This is a genomic window from Mesorhizobium sp. M1307 (assembly GCF_040318155.1).
Classification (GTDB): Bacteria; Pseudomonadota; Alphaproteobacteria; order Rhizobiales; family Rhizobiaceae; genus Mesorhizobium.
Genome location: NZ_JAMYLR010000015.1, coordinates 62,296 through 77,357 on the forward strand (window position 1 = coordinate 62,296; position 15,062 = coordinate 77,357).

Genomic DNA, 15,062 nt, shown 5'->3' on the forward strand with positions numbered 1-15,062 from the left:
TACGCATGAGCAATGACTTCATCCTGGCGAAGGTCCAAAGCGCGCTTTTGACGGTGCTGTTCGCGTCCAGCCCAGCGATCATTGCGGCACTGGCGGTCGGCATCCTCGTCGGCCTTGCCCAGGCGCTGACACAGATTCAGGACCAGTCGCTGCCGCAGACGATCAAGCTTGTCGTGATCCTGCTGGTCATCATCGTCTTAGGTCCTGTGCTTGGCCAGCAGATCGCGCAGCAGGCATCGACGGCTCTGGACGAATTCCCGGTCGTCACACGTTGAGGCACGCAGGTGCCGGTCGAACCACTCTTCGCATCTGTCAAAGACCTTCAGGTCTATCTCCTGGCAGGCGCTTTCGCGCTCGCACGCGTGGGTGGTTTCATGCTTCTGATGCCGCTGTTTTCGCGTGTGCCGCTATCAGGGCTTCTGCGCAATGGCGTGGCATTGGCGCTGGCAGTTCCAATCTTTCCAATGGTCGTGAGCAAGCTGACGAACAGCGACATCACGACCACGATGATCGCAGCCTACATTCTCAAGGAGGTTGTGGTCGGTGTAACGCTCGGGCTGTGTATGGGGATACCGTTCTGGGCAGCAGAGGCTGCCGGTGACATCCTCGACCTGCAGCGGGGCTCTACGATGGGGACGCTGATCGACCCTATGATGACGCACGAGACGAGTGCTACCGGCACCTTGCTCGCGGTCATCATGGTCACAATCTACCTGGCTGCCGGCGGCCTGCAGCTTTCCCTGACCAGTCTCTACGAGAGCTACGGCCTGTGGCCGATCGACAGTCTTCTGCCTGTATTCAGCAAGGATGCTGCGGGAATATTTCTGCGTCTGCTGAATCGCATCATGGCGATGGCGCTGACCCTCGTTTTCCCGCTCATCATCAGCATGCTCCTGTCCGACATTGTGCTGGCTTTCCTGGCGCGGGCCTCTCCGCACCTGAATGTTTTTGCACTGTCGCTGATCGTGAAGACGCTGGTGTTCAGTCTCGTCTTTGTACTCTATGTGGCTTTCCTGCTCTTCTACATGAACCGCGATCTTGGTTTCCTGCATGAGGCAAGCCGACAGATAGAAGCGATCGGCTGCCGCGAGTGTCAATGAGAATAAATATGAGCAAAAGCTAATAAAAAGCGCCATCCTTCGCCGGCCAATAAATACGATTTATCAATGAGGAAAGATTCTGATGATTTGACAAGCGGCAGACCTGCCGATGATCTTACGCGCTCTCGACGTGTCGTTGAAACGCGCATCCGTTGGAAGCCATGGCTCGCCCGATCACTTTACCGATCTACGAGGATTTGCGAATGGTCGATGCGGGCAGATTGCGCAGACTCGTCAGGATGGGTGCCTATGAAGGGCATACAGGAGGGCTTGCGCGCGGCAAGCTCCAGGCCAACGTCGTGATTGTGCCGCGCAGCTTTGCCGCCGATTTCTATCAGTTTTGTGTCCGCAATCCGAAACCCTGCCCTTTGGTCGGTGTGAGCCGTGCGGGCAGCCCATTTCTGCCTGCGCTGGGCGATATCGATATCCGGACCGATGCACCACAGTACAGCATCTATCACTTCGGCGAGATGATCCGCCAGACCACAGACATCATCGACCTGTGGCGAGATGACTTTGCGGCCTTCGCGCTCGGCAGTTCGCTCACCGTCGAGGCCGCACTTGTCGAACGAGGCGTGAAGCTCCGGCGTATCGGCCGTGGAAAAACCGCCCCCAAGTTCCGCACCAAGATCGAGACGTCCCAAGTCGGACCGTTCGGTGGCGAAATGGTCGTCTCCATGCGTCCGATACGGCATAGCGAAGTCGACAAGGTTCGCGTGCTCACCGCGCGCTTTCCGCATGCGCACGGGTCTCCCATCCATGTCGGAGAGCCCACGACGGTCGGCATCCGAAATTTGATGGCTCCCGACTGGGGTGATGCCGTCGAAGTCTTGGACGGGGAGATCCCTGTATTCTGGGCGAGCAGCCTGACCGCCCAAGACGCTCTTGCTCGTGCCGAACTCGCGATCTCCATCACAGTCTCGCCGGGCCATATGCTGATCACCGACGTGGATGCACGAGCGCTGTCTTGGCCTAATTTCGAGCTTGGCGCGAGCTTGCAATGATCGTGCTCAAGTCGGAGCTTGCCTGATCCAACGGCTCCGAATCACTTCGACTGCAGGGCGGACGCGAGGATAGGTACCCTTTGCCGCCGTTCGGTTTTCTGAGAGCATGACTCGGGTACGCGCAATCCGGGAGCCGATATTCCATGCCGACAAGAACCGATGCCAGTGAAGCGCGCCGATGGTTTGCCGAAGACCTGCGTGTCGCGTCACCGGTCTTACACAACCCTGCGGTCATCGAGGCCTTCGCAAAGGTTCCGCGCGAACACTACCTTGGCAACGGGCCGTGGCGCATCCATTCGAGATTGCAGATCGGGGCGGTCCATACCAGCCCTTCAGCCGCACTTCATGAGATTTACCACGACGTTCTGGTCTCACTTGACGAAAAACGCGGATTAAACAGCGGTTTGCCATCGCTTTGGGCCTTGGTTTTCGACCATGTGAACATCGCTCCCGGCCAGACCGTCCTTCAGGTCGGCGCCGGTGTCGGCTATTTCACCGCCATCCTCGCTGAACTGACGGGTTCTCAAGGGCGCGTGATTGCCTATGAGATCGACGAAGAACTAGCCCGGCGCGCGCAAAGCAATCTTGCCCATTACGCCCATGTCGAAGTGGTATCCGGTGATGCAACGCAGGCAGTTGATCTGCCAGACCTCAATGTCGTGGTCGCCTTTGCCGGAGTGACGCACGTGCCGGAACGGTGGCTTTCGAATTTGTCCGACGCTGGCAGGATGGCACTGCCGTTCACGGCTGAAGACCAACGAGGCTTCATGATGCTTCTGCAAAGGGCTGGCGATACGTTTCCTGTACGGTCTCTTATGCCATGCGGGTTTTACCCGTGCAGCGGAGCCAGGCGCAGTGACGAAGAAAAGGCCTTGAAGGCTGCCCTCAAGGCTGCCCGAGGCAAGGTCACCCGTCTCGCGCAATACCATCGAGGGCGACCAGCAAATGGTCTCGAGAACGCTTGGCTGATGACCGACACATACTGGATTTCGAAAGCCTAGAGATCGATGTCAATCTTGCGTGTCGCCGTCGTAGCGTGCGGCACGTCGTTCCACCAGCGATCTATGCCGTCGGGAGCAGTCCGAAACATCATTGCGTCCGAAATTTCCCCGATCCGCGCGCGCGGATCGCAACCGCGGTCCTGGCCGGCTGCAGCGCAGGCTTTCTCTTGGCTTCGAGAATGCCTGGCTGATGACCGACACATGCTGGATTCGAAAGCCTGGCGATCGATATCAATCTCGCGTGTCGCCGTCGTAGGGTGTGGCCCGCATTGAAGGGCGTTCCACGAAGGGTCTATACCATTGTGCCAGCCGGGGCCTTCCCTGCAGGAAGTCGGGCACTCCGCGGAATTCCAGCCAGCTTAGACAAGTGGCTAGCGCGATGTGGCCGGGGAGATAGTGATGCAGCACCTCGCCAAAGTTTCGCTTGTCGAACGTCTGGCCACAAACGGGGCAGAACTCGAAAAACCCTGCTTCGTCGTTGGCCGGCGTCGCGTGGCGCTTGGCCCTGGTGCCGGGTGCGGGGTTGTTGGATCGATCTCGTCTCACGTTGGTCGCCACCGCGCGTAACTTTGATGGGGACGGGCCGACAGCCGATCGGGGTGACCGGTGGGCCGCCGGACCTAACCGGCTGCCAACGGCGCTGCCGGCTACGAGCGAATTATAGCCCGTTTCATGCGTCATTAGTAATTCAATAAAATGATAGTGTTCCGTTCCTCTAGCTCGTCTAGCCGCCAGACCGGGCGCGTTCATTGCCCCTATGATGCGGACTCTGGTGGACAATCTGCCCTAAGGGGGACGGATGGACACTCGAGGTCAAGTTCGACTTCGTGATCGATGACGCCGATATTCGCATTCTCACTCGCCGCGTTGTCGATTGGACGACGAAGTAGGCCGAGTAAAGTGAGCCCATCAACCTACGAATCTAGTGTCAGGAGTTCTAAAGTAAGGTAGACGACGTCCGAACACGCCTCCGAGTCCGGATGATCGTACCGCCGGCGTCCTTGAAGATGGTTTTATAGACGACCGCATCATCTAGATATAGATATCAGGGAAGCGTCCCGCTGCGTGTGCCGTTGGGCGACGGGTGTAGCCGAGCTCGAGCTTGCGTTTGTGGCCTTCGTGCGCCAGCCGAGGCCTACATCCTTCACACTCGAGGGCGATTGTAGCGATGATTCTGGACCTCGCATCCGTCGCGACCTCGCCCGACTGAAGATACTCATTAAGGTCAATGTTGTCGGGCGACCCGTCCTAAAAATCTAGAAATCAAATAATTAGAAGATCTGGTAGCAGGAGCGCGCTGCCGCCTTTGCCATACTCCGGAGTATCAGTTCCGGCTTCGCTGCTGCGGCTGAACGAACGGAGCCTATCCCGGACCTTCGCGCGCCGATTTTTTACTCGCTTCCCGCCAACGACAACCCACGGGCGCGCTCGCATAGCAGGGCAAGCAATTCGCTGCGCCGCGCTTCCGGTGTGTCGACGGGCAACACGAAGCAAAGCGTCTTGTTGATGGCCCCGTTGCCGTCGCGGATGGGCGCGGCCATGCACCACGTGAAGCGGTCGGCCAGAGCAGCCGTCTCGCTGAAACCTTGCTGGCGCGCCAGAGCGACATCGCCGAAGAACTCGGCTGGTGCAATGACGCGGCCGTCGGGAAGCTTGTAGTCGCCAGGCGCAATGAAGTCCCGTATTTCCTGCTCGCTCAAATGGCCGAGCAGCAACCTTCCGGACGCCGTCCACGGGATCGGAACCTCGACTCCGACATCGCTTGAAATCCGGAACGGGCCAGGAGAGTCCCTGCAATCAAGGACGACGTATTTGTTCCCGCGCAGGCCACACAGTTGGACGGTCTCGCCCGTCTCCGCGGCTAGTCTGTCCAGGGTTTCGATGATGCGCCGGTAATGGGCATTATGATGTGAGTAGGCCCAGCCGAACAGATGCATCGCCTTTCCGAAATAGACATAGCCTTCCGTTCCGACGTTCTCGAGCATTTCGGCTTCCAGCAGGCTGTTGACGATTTCATAAGTGGTTGAACGCGGCGCCCCGATCATCTTGGCGATGTCGCCGACGCGCATCGGCGCGCGGTGCCGCAGAAGGGCCTCGAGTAGCATGATGACGCGGTCGATCCCGCGACGCCGTTCGCCATTGCGCGGCTCGGCGCCGGCTTCCGTTTCAATTAGACCAGTGACGCTATCGCTCATGTAGGCCGCACCCGCGCAAAAATCATTCGGCCCTCGTCTCAAGACGCTTGAAAGATGTCAAGGCTCAGTCTAGCATCCATTTGTCCGATATACAGGCCTAACGTCTGAAATATCGGACAATAACGAGCCAGGCGCAGAAAGTCCTGACGAGAAAACAGGCGGTTTCCGAGATGCGGCAACCGGCGGGTTTTCTCGTCCCGACCCCGCACGCCCAGGCCATAACCTCAGAAGGGAACAATCATGACGAAATCATCGTTTTTCGCATCCGCCAGTGCCCTTTGCCTCGGCCTTCTCCTCAGCCTCGGCGCCGGTTCGCAGGCCAACGCCGCCGCTAAATGCATCAAGGGCGATCGCAAAGCGCCATATACGATCGGCTGGGCCAATATCTATTCAGTGCCGACCTGGATGAAGCAGACACAGGGCACGATCGAAGCCGAAGTCGAGACTTTGAAGAAGCAAGGCTTGGTCGACAAACTCGTCGTGACCGATGCCCAGGGCGACGCCAACGTCCAGATTCAGCAGATCCAGTCGATGATCGATTCCGATGTCGATGCCATCATCTTGATCGCTGGTTCGTCGACCGCGCCGGCGCGCGTGCTGGCGGACGCCTGCGCCAAGGGCATCGCCATCATCAACTTCGACAGCCTCGTCGATACCGATCAGGTGACCGCCAAGGTCAACACCGATTCCTCACAGTGGGGCGATCAGGCGGCCAAGTTCCTGATCGACGCCATCGGCGGCAAGGGCAAGATCCTCATCCTCAATGGCCCAGCCGGCGTTTCGGTCAGCGACGACCGGCGCAAAGGCGCCGATGCCGAACTTAAGGCCCATCCCGATGTGAAGGTGCTTGCCGAGACGAACACGCCCTACAATGTCGCGCCCGCCCAGGAGGCCGTGACCAGCCTGCTTTTCGCCAACCCCGAAATCGACGGCATCCTGTCGCTGGGCGGCGCGTTGTCGGCGGGCGCCGTGCTCGCGCTCGACAAGCAGGGCCGCGACCAGGTGCCGATCACCGGCGAGAATGCGCGCCAGTTTCTCGAACTGTGGAAGGAAAAGGGCCTGAAGAGCTGGGCGACGATGCAGCCGAACTGGCTCGGCGCCTTCGCCACCTACACCGCCGTCCAGGCACTGGAGGGCGAGGATGTGCCGGCTTTCGTCAAGATCCCGTTGCCGGTGATCGACAATTCCAACATCGACGAATACCTCGCCCGGGCGAAGGATTTCCCGGCTGACGGTTACATCTATTCGCCGTACGATGAGGATCTATTCAAGAAGCTGCTGGCCCAGAAATAAGCCTGAAGGGTTGTAGCATTGACAACCACGGCTCCGCTTCTCGCCGCGCAGGGGGTGTCGAAGTCCTTTTTCGGCAACCCCGTTCTGCGCAACGTTTCAATCGCTCTCCAGCCGGGCCGCGTGCATGCGCTGCTGGGCGAGAACGGCGCAGGTAAGTCGACACTGATCAACCTTTTGTCCGGCGCCTTGCGCCCGGACGGCGGGGCGATCGAGGTCGATGGGCGCCCGGTCTCGCGCATGACCCCCGCTCATGCGCGACAGGCCGGGATCGCCGTTGTCCAGCAGGAACTCAGCCTGACGGCCAGCTTGTCCATTGCCGAAAACGTCGGGCTCGGTGCCTATCCCAAGCGGTTCGGCTTGATCGACTACAACGAGCTTGCCGTCCAGGCCAAAGCCGCATGCGATCTTGTCGGGCTTTACGAACCGCTGTCTACGCCGGTGGGGCACCTGTCCCTCGGCCGCCGGCAGATGGTGGAGATCGCCAAGGCGCTTTACCGCCGGCCGCGCGTGCTCATTCTCGACGAACCCACCTCATCGCTATCGGCAACTGAGACAAAAATCCTCACCGACCTGCTGGAGAGGCTTCGGGGCGAGGGCATCGCTATTCTCTACATCTCACACCGACTGAACGAGGTGATGACGCTGTGCGAGCATGTCACCGTGCTCAAGGATGGGACCTGCACGGCGGACTGCTCGCTGGAAGGAACCGATGCCGCCGGACTGGTACGGCTGATGGTCGGCCGCGACCCCGGCGATCTCTTTCCACGATGGCGGCCTTCGCCATCGCCGGCCGACGCCATCTCGGTTCGTAAATTTTCGGCCGGCCTGATGCGCGACGTCGATCTCGACATCAGGACGGGCGAGGTGCTTGGCATTGGCGGCCTGGTCGGGCAGGGGCAGGAAGATCTGCTGCTTGGCCTCTACGGCGCGATCCCCGCCAGGACGGTATCCGCGACGGTAAACGGTGTTTCGGGTTTGCCTGGCGGCGTGCCGAAAGCCAATGCGCTCGGCCTCGCTTATGTCCCGGCTGACCGCAAGCGCGAAGGCCTGCACCTGATCCATCCCATCATCACCAACATGATGCTGCCCGCCTTCGCAAGGCTGCCGGCGCTGAAGCTGCGCAGCCGGCGCGCCGAGCGCAATATGGCAAGGGGCCTCGCCGCCCAGCTTGCCATCAAGGGCGACCTCGACCGCCCGGCGCAGGCACTCTCAGGTGGCAACCAGCAGAAGGTCGCGCTGGCGAAATGGATGCCACACGAGCCGCTTGTGCTTCTCCTCAATGACCCGACGCGCGGCGTCGATGTCGAGACCAAGCGTGAGATCTACATGATGCTTCGCAAACTCGCCGCCGCCGGCAAGGCGATCGTGCTGCTCAGTTCCGACACACCCGAACTGGTGCACCTTTGCGACCGCGTCGGCGTGGTCCGCGAAGGCCGCATCGTGGCCATGCTCAAGCGCGAGGCACTGAGCGAGGAAGCCATCGTTTCCGCCGCAATGGACGCCGAACAGCAGAAAGTTGCGGCATGAGCACGGTAGCATCCTCAAGCCAAGCCGGCGCGCTCTACTGGCCGGTTCAGCTGCGCCGCAATGTCGGCGTGCGCAGCCTGTTCGCTGTGGTCCTGGCGTTCGTCATTGCCTACGGTTTCCTGTTTCCCGGCCTCTTGACAGCGTCCGGTTTCGCCAAATTCACCCAGAGCTGGTTTCCGCTGGCGCTGGTCGCCATGGCCCAGGCGATCCTCATGCTCACCGGCGGCATAAGCCTGGCCATCGGCGCCATGGTCAGCCTGGGCGCGGTGATTGCTGCGACGACGATGACCGGACCGCTGGGCATAGCCGGCGGTGCCGCTGCGGTGGCGCTGACCGGTCTCGGCATCGGTGCCGCGATCGGGTTCATCGTCGTGAAACTTCGGTTGCCGGCGATCGTGGTGACGCTCGCTGGCTCCTTCATTATCGGCGGCGCTGCGCTGCTCATCCTGCCGAGGCCGGGCGGCGCCATACCCGAGTGGCTGTCGGACCTGCTTGCCGGCAACACCCCGGCGGCATTCGTGCTGCTGGTACTCATCGTGCTTTTGTGGAAACTCTATCTCGCCACGCCGCTTGGTTTGAGCATCTATGCTGCAGGCGAAAATCCCGTCGGCGCCTACCGCTCCAGCGTGCCGATCGACGGTGCCCGGATCGCCGCCTACGCGATTAGCGGCCTGCTTTGCACAGGCGCCGGCCTGTTCATCGCCGCGCAAACGGGTTCGGGCGATCCAGTCATCGGCACGGCGTTCACGCTGAATTCCATTGCCGCCGCAGTGCTCGGCGGCATCGGTTTCCTCGGCGGCCAGGGTACCATGCGCGGCGCTCTTGCGGGCAGCCTGCTGCTCAGCCTGATGATCAGTGTCATGTTCTTCCTCGGCTTCACGCCGGTCGCCCAATATGTCGCCCAGGGCCTCATCATCATCGGGGCGGTAGCCATCCCGCAATTCCGCAAGGTGCAGCAATGACAGCACGGAGCGCCAGGCGCGCCGTGACGATTCTGCGCAGCCGGCCCTTCCTTACGATCGCTATAGTTGCGGCGGTATGGATCGCGGCGAGCTTCGCTTCACCTGGCTTCGGCGCTTATGGGCATTTGCGCTATTTGGTTGAATTGGGCGCGGTGATCGGCCTGGTCGCGGCGGGCCAAACTTTCGTGGTGATTGCCGGCGGCATCGACCTTTCCGTCGCGGCGATCGTCACGGTTAGCGCTGTCAGCCTGCCGCTGCTTTCGTGGCAGGCGGATCCGACAGGGCTCACCGCCGTTCTTGCAGTTCTCACGTTGACGAGCGCAATCGGTCTGGTGAACGGGCTGGGCGTGGCGCTGTTGCGCGTTCATCCAATGATCATGACACTGGCGATGGCGACATTCCTGCAAGGTCTGCTGATCATCATCGCCGGCGGCAGTGCCGTGACCGCCGAGAACCCGCTGGTCCGCTGGCTCGGCAATGCGCGGCCGGTCGGTATTCCGGCAGGCGTGCTTTTGTGGGTGGTCATTTCAGTGATCGTTCTGACCACGATGCATGCGACATCCCTTGGCGCCCGGATATTCGCGATGGGCGCCAATCCGCTCGCCGCGGCGCTGTCCGGGGTTCCGGTCGCCTCGACCACGCTGGCGGTCTACGGCATCAGCGGCTTCTGTGCGGGATTTGCCGGTGTGTTGGTCCTCGGCATGAACGGACAAGGCTATGTCGGTATCGGCGATCCTTATCTGCTCGCCTCGATTGCCGCCGTGGTGCTTGGCGGCACCTCGATCCTCGGCGGGCTCGGTACCTATGCCGGCACCATCCCCGGCGCCATCCTGCTGGTTACGATCACGGCGCTGATCACCGTGGTCAACGCATCGCCCGGCTGGCGCAGTATCCTGTTCGGGTCGCTGATCCTGGGGCTGCTGCTTCTCTCAGGCAGAGAGCAGGCCCGCCGATGACATATCGTCCAGCCGATAAATGCGCCGTGCATTGCCATAGAATAGTGCCGTCTGCTCGTCCGCGGAAAGCTCTCCTGCAATGGCCTTGAAGCTGTCATACACCGCATTGAACGATGCATGCAGGCCGGCGACCGGAAAGTCGCTGCCGAACATCGCGCGCCGCGTACCGAAACAGTCGATGCAATGCATGACAACCGACCTTAGGCTGTCGAGCGTCCAATCATGATCGTAGGCGACCAGATCCGATATCTTGATGGCGACGTTCTCGCGCTCCGACAAAAGCCGCAGCCCTTCGCGCCACACCCGCATCCCGTCCGCATCGCGATCGATCGGGCTGCCGCAATGGTTGAGAACAAAGAGCTGGTCCGGAAAGGCCGCTGCAAGGCGCGCCGCGCCGGTGAGCTGGCGCGGAAATACCATCAGGTCGAAAACCAGCCGGCGACGCCCAAGCAGGGACAGGCCGGCACGCCAGGCCGGATCGTCCATGATGCCGTCACGGGCGGCAAAACGACGGGCGGGATCCGGATCCCAGCTCAGTATGTCGCGTACGCCGACGACACGGTCGAATGCCGCCTGCGCCTGGACCAGCGCCGGCGCTTGGCGGTTCGCCAGAGGTACGTGAACGACGTAACGGGCGGCCACGCCGCGCGACTTGTCGAGGGTTTCAAGCCACCGCGTTTCACCGACGCAGTCATCCCCGGCCCAACCGGCTTCAACATGGACAGTGGCGACGACACTGTGCTGGCCGGCGTCGCGCAAATAATCTTCAGGAAGGTAGTTTCGCCGCAAGGGGCCAAGCTCGCCCAGACCGCCGCGTTCGCCAGCCGTGGGCGTGAGCCAGGGATGGCGGCCGAGGCCGAGATCCCAAAGGTGATGGTGGGCATCGATGATCGGTCCGCAGTAACGCTTTGGCACGCATCTCTCTCATGGTGTGGCCGGCATCGGAAATCGATCCGGACTTCATCCTGCGAAAGCGAAAGGACTAGCATCGGATGACCGAAAACTCACCCGTACTGTCGCTCGCGACCCGTGAAAATTTCCTGCTCGACGATCGTATCCGCGGCGTGCCGCCTGGCACCCTCGGGCTGGACAGCAGCTTTGTCGCATCTGAGCGCTGGCATCCAGCGCATGGACGTATGTCGTTGCCGGTGTTGACCCTCGACGAGGAGGCCTTCATCGCCAATCGTGACCTGTTCCTGGGGTATGCGCGAGAACAGGGCGCCGTGATCGCCCCGCATGCCAAGACCCCGATGGCGCCTGACCTTGCCCGGTCGCTGATCGAGGCCGGAGCATGGGGCACGACCGTCGCCGACATAAGGCAGGCCACAGTGATGCTCAGAGCCGGGCTCTCTCGGCTGATCATCGCCAATGAGGTCGGCGGACCAGGTGGTGCGAACCGACTTGCTGTCCTTGTCGGCGCCTGGCCAAGCGCCGAGTTCTACGTTTTTGCCGACTCTTTCGACGCCGTGAATGCGCTTGCTGAAGCTTGGCGCGCCAATGCGACGCTGCCGCCATTGCGCGTGCTCGTCGAACTTGGTGCGGGGAGGGCAGGCGCCCGGACCACCGGCGAAGCCGAGGCGATCGCCGACGCGGTTGTAGCAGCCGGAGGGCGGCTGCTGATCGCCGGGGTCGCAACCTACGAAGGTGCCGCGGCGCAAGCCGATCCTGGCCGCACCGATGAGGCGATATCCGCCCTGTTGGCAATGACAGCCGATATGTTCCTGCCGCTCCGCGCCCGCGTCGGCGGCGACACCCCGCTGATCGTCACCGCCGGCGGCTCGGTGTACTTCGACAAGGTGGTCGCAGCGCTTTCGCCCCTCGTCTCCAGGGACGGCAATGCCACGTTGGTGCTGCGCAGCGGCGCCATCTTCTTTCACGACCATGGCGTCTACGACAGGTCGCTTGGCGCACTCGATGCCCGCGACGGTTTTGCGATCGGCGGCGTCAGTGCTTCCGCACGAAATTCCTTCCATCCGGCCTTGCGCCTGTGGGCCGAGGTACTGTCGCGGCCGGAGCCCGGCCTTGCTATCTGCGGTATGGGCATGCGCGACGTGTCGTTCGACCAGGGCTTTCCGAAGGTCGTGACCATCTTTCGTGCCGGCAAGCAGCTGCCGAAAGCGCGTGCCGAGGTCTTCAAGCTCAACGACCAGCACGCCTTCCTGACAATTGCGTCGGGCGACGATATTGCCGTTGGTGACGTCGTTGAATTCGGCATCTCGCACCCCTGCACCTGCCTCGATCGCTATCGCGTGATCTTCGGCGCCGACGCGGCCGGGTATGTCCGCCACGCCTTTCCTACCTATTTCGGCTGAGCAGATATCGCGGCCACTTCCAAAAAAGAGAACCTCGAAAGGATCTGATATGATCAAGTACTTCCAGTCCGGCTCCCGCATGTCTCAGGCGGTCGTCTATGGCGGCCTTGTGCACATCGCAGGCCAGGTGGCAGACGACCGCAAGGCCGGCATCGAGGGTCAGACGAACGACGTGCTCTCCAAGGTCGAGGCGCTCCTTGTTGAGGCCGGCAGCAGCAAGTCGAGGCTAGTGGCGATCAATATCTTCCTGCCGCAGATCGCCGACTTCGATGCCATGAACAGCATCTACGATGCCTGGGTGGATCCTGCGCGCCTGCCGGCGCGCGCCTGTGTCGAGGCGCGTCTCGCCGATCCCGACCTCCGCATAGAGGTCACTGCGATCGCAGCTGTCTGAGCCGCCGCCATGCACACTGGCCTCAGCCATACGCTCGACTTCGACCGGGACGGCAAGACACTCGGCCATCTCAGCATTCCGTTTTCGATCGACCGTTCGCCCTATTTCCAGGTCAAGGTCCCGATCTGCCTTGTCCGCAACGGCGAAGGCCCGTCGGTCCTTCTGATGGCCGGCAATCACGGCGACGAATATGAAGGCGAGCTGTCGCTGGCAAAGCTGGTGCGCCGGCTCGATCCCAAGCGGATCAAGGGTCGCGTCACAATCCTGCCGATGGCGAACGTGCCGGCGGTGATCGCCGCAAAGCGCTGCTCGCCACTCGACGGCGGCAATCTCAACCGCGCCTTTCCGGGCGACCCGTCAGGCACGCCAACAAGCCGGCTTGCCAATTTCCTGGAGATGGAACTGTTTCCCCGCCACGACGTCATCTTCGACGTTCATTCTGGCGGCACCTCGATGGAGCATCTGCCGACCGCGCTGGTCGAGCACAATACCGATCCCGACCGGCACCGGCGCGGTGTGGAGCTGATGCGGACGCTCAGCATGCCCTATGGGTTCGTGGCCGACAACGGCCAGGCCTCACCGACATCCATGGGTGCGGCGCGCCGGGCCGGCGCCATCGGCGTCAGCGGAGAGTTCGGCGGCGGTGGCACTGTCACGGTCGATACGATGGAGATTACCGCCCGCGCACTCGACGCCCTGATGGCCGCCTTGGGAGTGGTTGAGGCGCCGGTTCTTGCACCGGCAACCGGGCCTTCGGCGCCGACGCGGCTTCTTTCGTTGTCTCGGCACAGTCAGGGTCTTTATGCCACAAGCCGTGGTTGGTTCGAGCCGGCAGTCAGGCTGGGCGACAGCGTGACTTCAGGCCAACTGGCGGGCTGGTACCACGACCTCGAACGGCTCGACCTCGCCGAGCAAGCCCTGCACTTCGTCGAAAGCGGCATTGTGCTTTCGCGCCGGCTGCACACGATGTGCGAGGCGGGAGACTGCCTCATGCAGGTCGCCGAGCCGGTCGACTGATAAGAAGCCCTCCCGACCATACGCCCATATCGGGATCAAGACTGAGGATAACCGGATGCAACTGTCCATGTGGACCTATCCTTGGGATGTCCAGGATCTGGGCTTGGAGACGGTCGAGCGCGATCTTGTCGAGCGTGCCGGGCTCAACATGATCAGTCTGGCGACTTCGTATCACGCTGGCCGGTTCCTGCAGCCGCGCAGCCCGCGCCGGAAAGCCTATTTTCCGGAAGACGGAACCATCTATTTCAAGCCAGATGCGGCACACTGGGCCGACCTTGCCATCCAGCCCAAGGTGGCGGACGTGATCATGGAAGGCGGCGATGTGCTTGGCGACCTTGTTCGCCGGCGCGAGGTGGGCGGGCTCGGCGTTTCGTGCTGGACGGTCTGCTTGCACAACACCCGGCTCGGCATGCTTCATCCGCAGGCCGTAACCCGCAACGCCTTCGGCGATGCCAACTACTACAATCTCTGCCCATCACATCCAGAAGCGCGCGCTTATGTCCGCGCGCTGATCGCCGATATCTCGCACAGCTACAGGCCGGACCGGATAGAGCTTGAAAGCCCGTCCTTCATGGGCTTCGCCCACGAATACCATCATGAGAAAGATGGTGTCGGGCTGACGCCGGAAGACGATTTTCTGTTGTCGATATGTTTCTGTCCGTCCTGCCTTGCGCGCGCGGCCGGGGCCGGCGTCGACGGCGAAGTAGCGCGCAAGCTCGTCGGGCAATGGATCGTCGAGACCTGCGAGCGCGCCGTGCCCGAACGGCGCTTTCCAGACTTTCCGGGGAGCGGCCTCGACACTTTTTTGCCATGGCCGGAACTCCATGGCTACCTGCTGTGGCGGTTCGAACCGGTGACCAGCCTGGTCGCCGAACTGCGCGAGGTGGCCAATCCGGCGACCCGCGTTGTCATCATCGATTTGAAAGACGGTTGGCTTGGCGGCTGCGATCTCGCGGCGCTCGGCAAGGTCTGTGACGGGGCAATCCTGTGTGCCTACGACATGCAGCCCGGCGAGGTCGCCAGACTGATGGCAGCCGGACGCGCAGCCCTTGGCGCGGAAAAATTCCTCGGCGCCGGCTACCGGCTGTTCTATCCGGAAATGGCAGGCCCCGATATCCTCACCGCCAAGGTGAAACCTGCGATGGCGCCGGATGTCGACGGCATCAATTTTTACAATTACGGCCTTGTCCCTGCCGCACGACTCGATTGGCTGAGTGCCGCACGATCCGTTTGAAAAACCGATCCGTTGCCTCAGTCTGCTAGGACTGACCTCGCTTTGCCTTGGAGCTTTATGAGCGTGC

Annotated in this window: 14 protein-coding genes; 12 read left to right on the top strand and 2 right to left on the bottom strand. The window is 61.8% G+C overall.

Translation table 11 applies throughout. From position 1 onward, the window contains the following. Positions 1 to 5 precede the first annotated feature (5 nt). From NKH16_RS18390 to NKH16_RS18405, 4 genes are all read left to right on the top strand, one after another. Positions 6 to 275: an EscS/YscS/HrcS family type III secretion system export apparatus protein gene (locus NKH16_RS18390; RefSeq protein WP_352467364.1), complete on the top strand. Its 270-nt coding sequence runs from the start codon at positions 6 to 8 to the stop codon at positions 273 to 275. Positions 276 to 284: 9 nt separating this feature from the next. Beyond that, positions 285 to 1,100, top strand: a complete 816-nt coding sequence (sctT, locus tag NKH16_RS18395; RefSeq protein WP_352900923.1) for a type III secretion system export apparatus subunit SctT — start codon at positions 285 to 287, stop codon at positions 1,098 to 1,100. Between the two features lie 161 nt (positions 1,101 to 1,261). Beyond that, on the top strand, positions 1,262 to 2,104 hold the full coding sequence (locus NKH16_RS18400; protein ID WP_352900926.1) for a D-glutamate cyclase family protein: 843 nt from the start codon (positions 1,262 to 1,264) through the stop codon (positions 2,102 to 2,104). 143 nt (positions 2,105 to 2,247) lie between these two features. Continuing rightward, the gene (locus NKH16_RS18405) at positions 2,248 to 3,105 is read left to right on the top strand and encodes a protein-L-isoaspartate O-methyltransferase family protein (RefSeq protein WP_352900929.1); all 858 of its coding nucleotides are present in this window, start codon (positions 2,248 to 2,250) and stop codon (positions 3,103 to 3,105) included. 1,391 nt (positions 3,106 to 4,496) lie between these two features. On the opposite strand, the gene NKH16_RS18410 is transcribed toward NKH16_RS18405, so the two are convergent. Beyond that, positions 4,497 to 5,300, bottom strand: a complete 804-nt coding sequence (locus NKH16_RS18410; protein WP_352900932.1) for an IclR family transcriptional regulator — start codon at positions 5,298 to 5,300, stop codon at positions 4,497 to 4,499. Positions 5,301 to 5,540: 240 nt separating this feature from the next. Between NKH16_RS18410 and NKH16_RS18415 the strand changes: the two genes are divergently transcribed. From NKH16_RS18415 to NKH16_RS18430, 4 genes are read left to right on the top strand one after another with little or no spacing between them, the layout of a single operon-like run. After that, positions 5,541 to 6,593, top strand: a complete 1,053-nt coding sequence (locus NKH16_RS18415; RefSeq protein WP_352470927.1) for an ABC transporter substrate-binding protein — start codon at positions 5,541 to 5,543, stop codon at positions 6,591 to 6,593. Positions 6,594 to 6,611: 18 nt separating this feature from the next. Next, on the top strand, positions 6,612 to 8,120 hold the full coding sequence (locus tag NKH16_RS18420) for a sugar ABC transporter ATP-binding protein (protein ID WP_352900935.1): 1,509 nt from the start codon (positions 6,612 to 6,614) through the stop codon (positions 8,118 to 8,120). Beyond that, positions 8,117 to 9,082 carry an ABC transporter permease gene (locus NKH16_RS18425; RefSeq protein WP_352449117.1) on the top strand — a complete coding sequence of 322 codons (966 nt, stop codon included), beginning with the start codon at positions 8,117 to 8,119 and terminating at the stop codon, positions 9,080 to 9,082. Before NKH16_RS18420 ends, NKH16_RS18425 begins: the two co-directional genes overlap by 4 nt. Continuing rightward, positions 9,079 to 10,038: an ABC transporter permease gene (locus NKH16_RS18430; RefSeq protein ID WP_352900939.1), complete on the top strand. Its 960-nt coding sequence runs from the start codon at positions 9,079 to 9,081 to the stop codon at positions 10,036 to 10,038. The genes NKH16_RS18425 and NKH16_RS18430 overlap by 4 nt, the downstream gene beginning before the upstream one ends. On the opposite strand, the gene NKH16_RS18435 is transcribed toward NKH16_RS18430, so the two are convergent. Beyond that, entirely contained in the window at positions 10,012 to 10,953 is a 942-nt protein-coding gene (locus tag NKH16_RS18435; protein WP_352832694.1) for an amidohydrolase family protein, read from the bottom strand. The two genes, NKH16_RS18430 and NKH16_RS18435, sit on opposite strands and share 27 nt — an antisense overlap. A gap of 77 nt (positions 10,954 to 11,030) precedes the next feature. Between NKH16_RS18435 and NKH16_RS18440 the strand changes: the two genes are divergently transcribed. From NKH16_RS18440 to NKH16_RS18455, 4 genes are read left to right on the top strand one after another with little or no spacing between them, the layout of a single operon-like run. After that, entirely contained in the window at positions 11,031 to 12,350 is a 1,320-nt protein-coding gene (locus NKH16_RS18440) for an alanine racemase (RefSeq protein WP_352900943.1), read from the top strand. A gap of 49 nt (positions 12,351 to 12,399) precedes the next feature. Next, positions 12,400 to 12,744, top strand: a complete 345-nt coding sequence (locus NKH16_RS18445; protein WP_352449113.1) for a RidA family protein — start codon at positions 12,400 to 12,402, stop codon at positions 12,742 to 12,744. Positions 12,745 to 12,753: 9 nt separating this feature from the next. Further along, positions 12,754 to 13,761 carry a succinylglutamate desuccinylase/aspartoacylase family protein gene (locus tag NKH16_RS18450; RefSeq protein WP_352900945.1) on the top strand — a complete coding sequence of 336 codons (1,008 nt, stop codon included), beginning with the start codon at positions 12,754 to 12,756 and terminating at the stop codon, positions 13,759 to 13,761. Between the two features lie 55 nt (positions 13,762 to 13,816). Beyond that, positions 13,817 to 14,995 carry a hypothetical protein gene (locus NKH16_RS18455; protein ID WP_352900948.1) on the top strand — a complete coding sequence of 393 codons (1,179 nt, stop codon included), beginning with the start codon at positions 13,817 to 13,819 and terminating at the stop codon, positions 14,993 to 14,995. Positions 14,996 to 15,062 lie beyond the last annotated feature (67 nt).

Coding starts and splice junctions, on each gene's coding strand:
- NKH16_RS18400 (WP_352900926.1), top strand. CDS start 1,262: ATGGCTCGCCCGATCACTTTACCGATCTACGAGGATTTGCGAATGGTC.
- NKH16_RS18390 (WP_352467364.1), top strand. CDS start 6: ATGAGCAATGACTTCATCCTGGCGAAGGTCCAAAGCGCGCTTTTGACG.
- NKH16_RS18440 (WP_352900943.1), top strand. CDS start 11,031: ATGACCGAAAACTCACCCGTACTGTCGCTCGCGACCCGTGAAAATTTC.
- NKH16_RS18415 (WP_352470927.1), top strand. CDS start 5,541: ATGACGAAATCATCGTTTTTCGCATCCGCCAGTGCCCTTTGCCTCGGC.
- NKH16_RS18410 (WP_352900932.1), bottom strand. CDS start 5,300: ATGAGCGATAGCGTCACTGGTCTAATTGAAACGGAAGCCGGCGCCGAG.
- NKH16_RS18445 (WP_352449113.1), top strand. CDS start 12,400: ATGATCAAGTACTTCCAGTCCGGCTCCCGCATGTCTCAGGCGGTCGTC.
- NKH16_RS18425 (WP_352449117.1), top strand. CDS start 8,117: ATGAGCACGGTAGCATCCTCAAGCCAAGCCGGCGCGCTCTACTGGCCG.
- NKH16_RS18455 (WP_352900948.1), top strand. CDS start 13,817: ATGCAACTGTCCATGTGGACCTATCCTTGGGATGTCCAGGATCTGGGC.
- NKH16_RS18430 (WP_352900939.1), top strand. CDS start 9,079: ATGACAGCACGGAGCGCCAGGCGCGCCGTGACGATTCTGCGCAGCCGG.
- NKH16_RS18450 (WP_352900945.1), top strand. CDS start 12,754: ATGCACACTGGCCTCAGCCATACGCTCGACTTCGACCGGGACGGCAAG.
- NKH16_RS18405 (WP_352900929.1), top strand. CDS start 2,248: ATGCCGACAAGAACCGATGCCAGTGAAGCGCGCCGATGGTTTGCCGAA.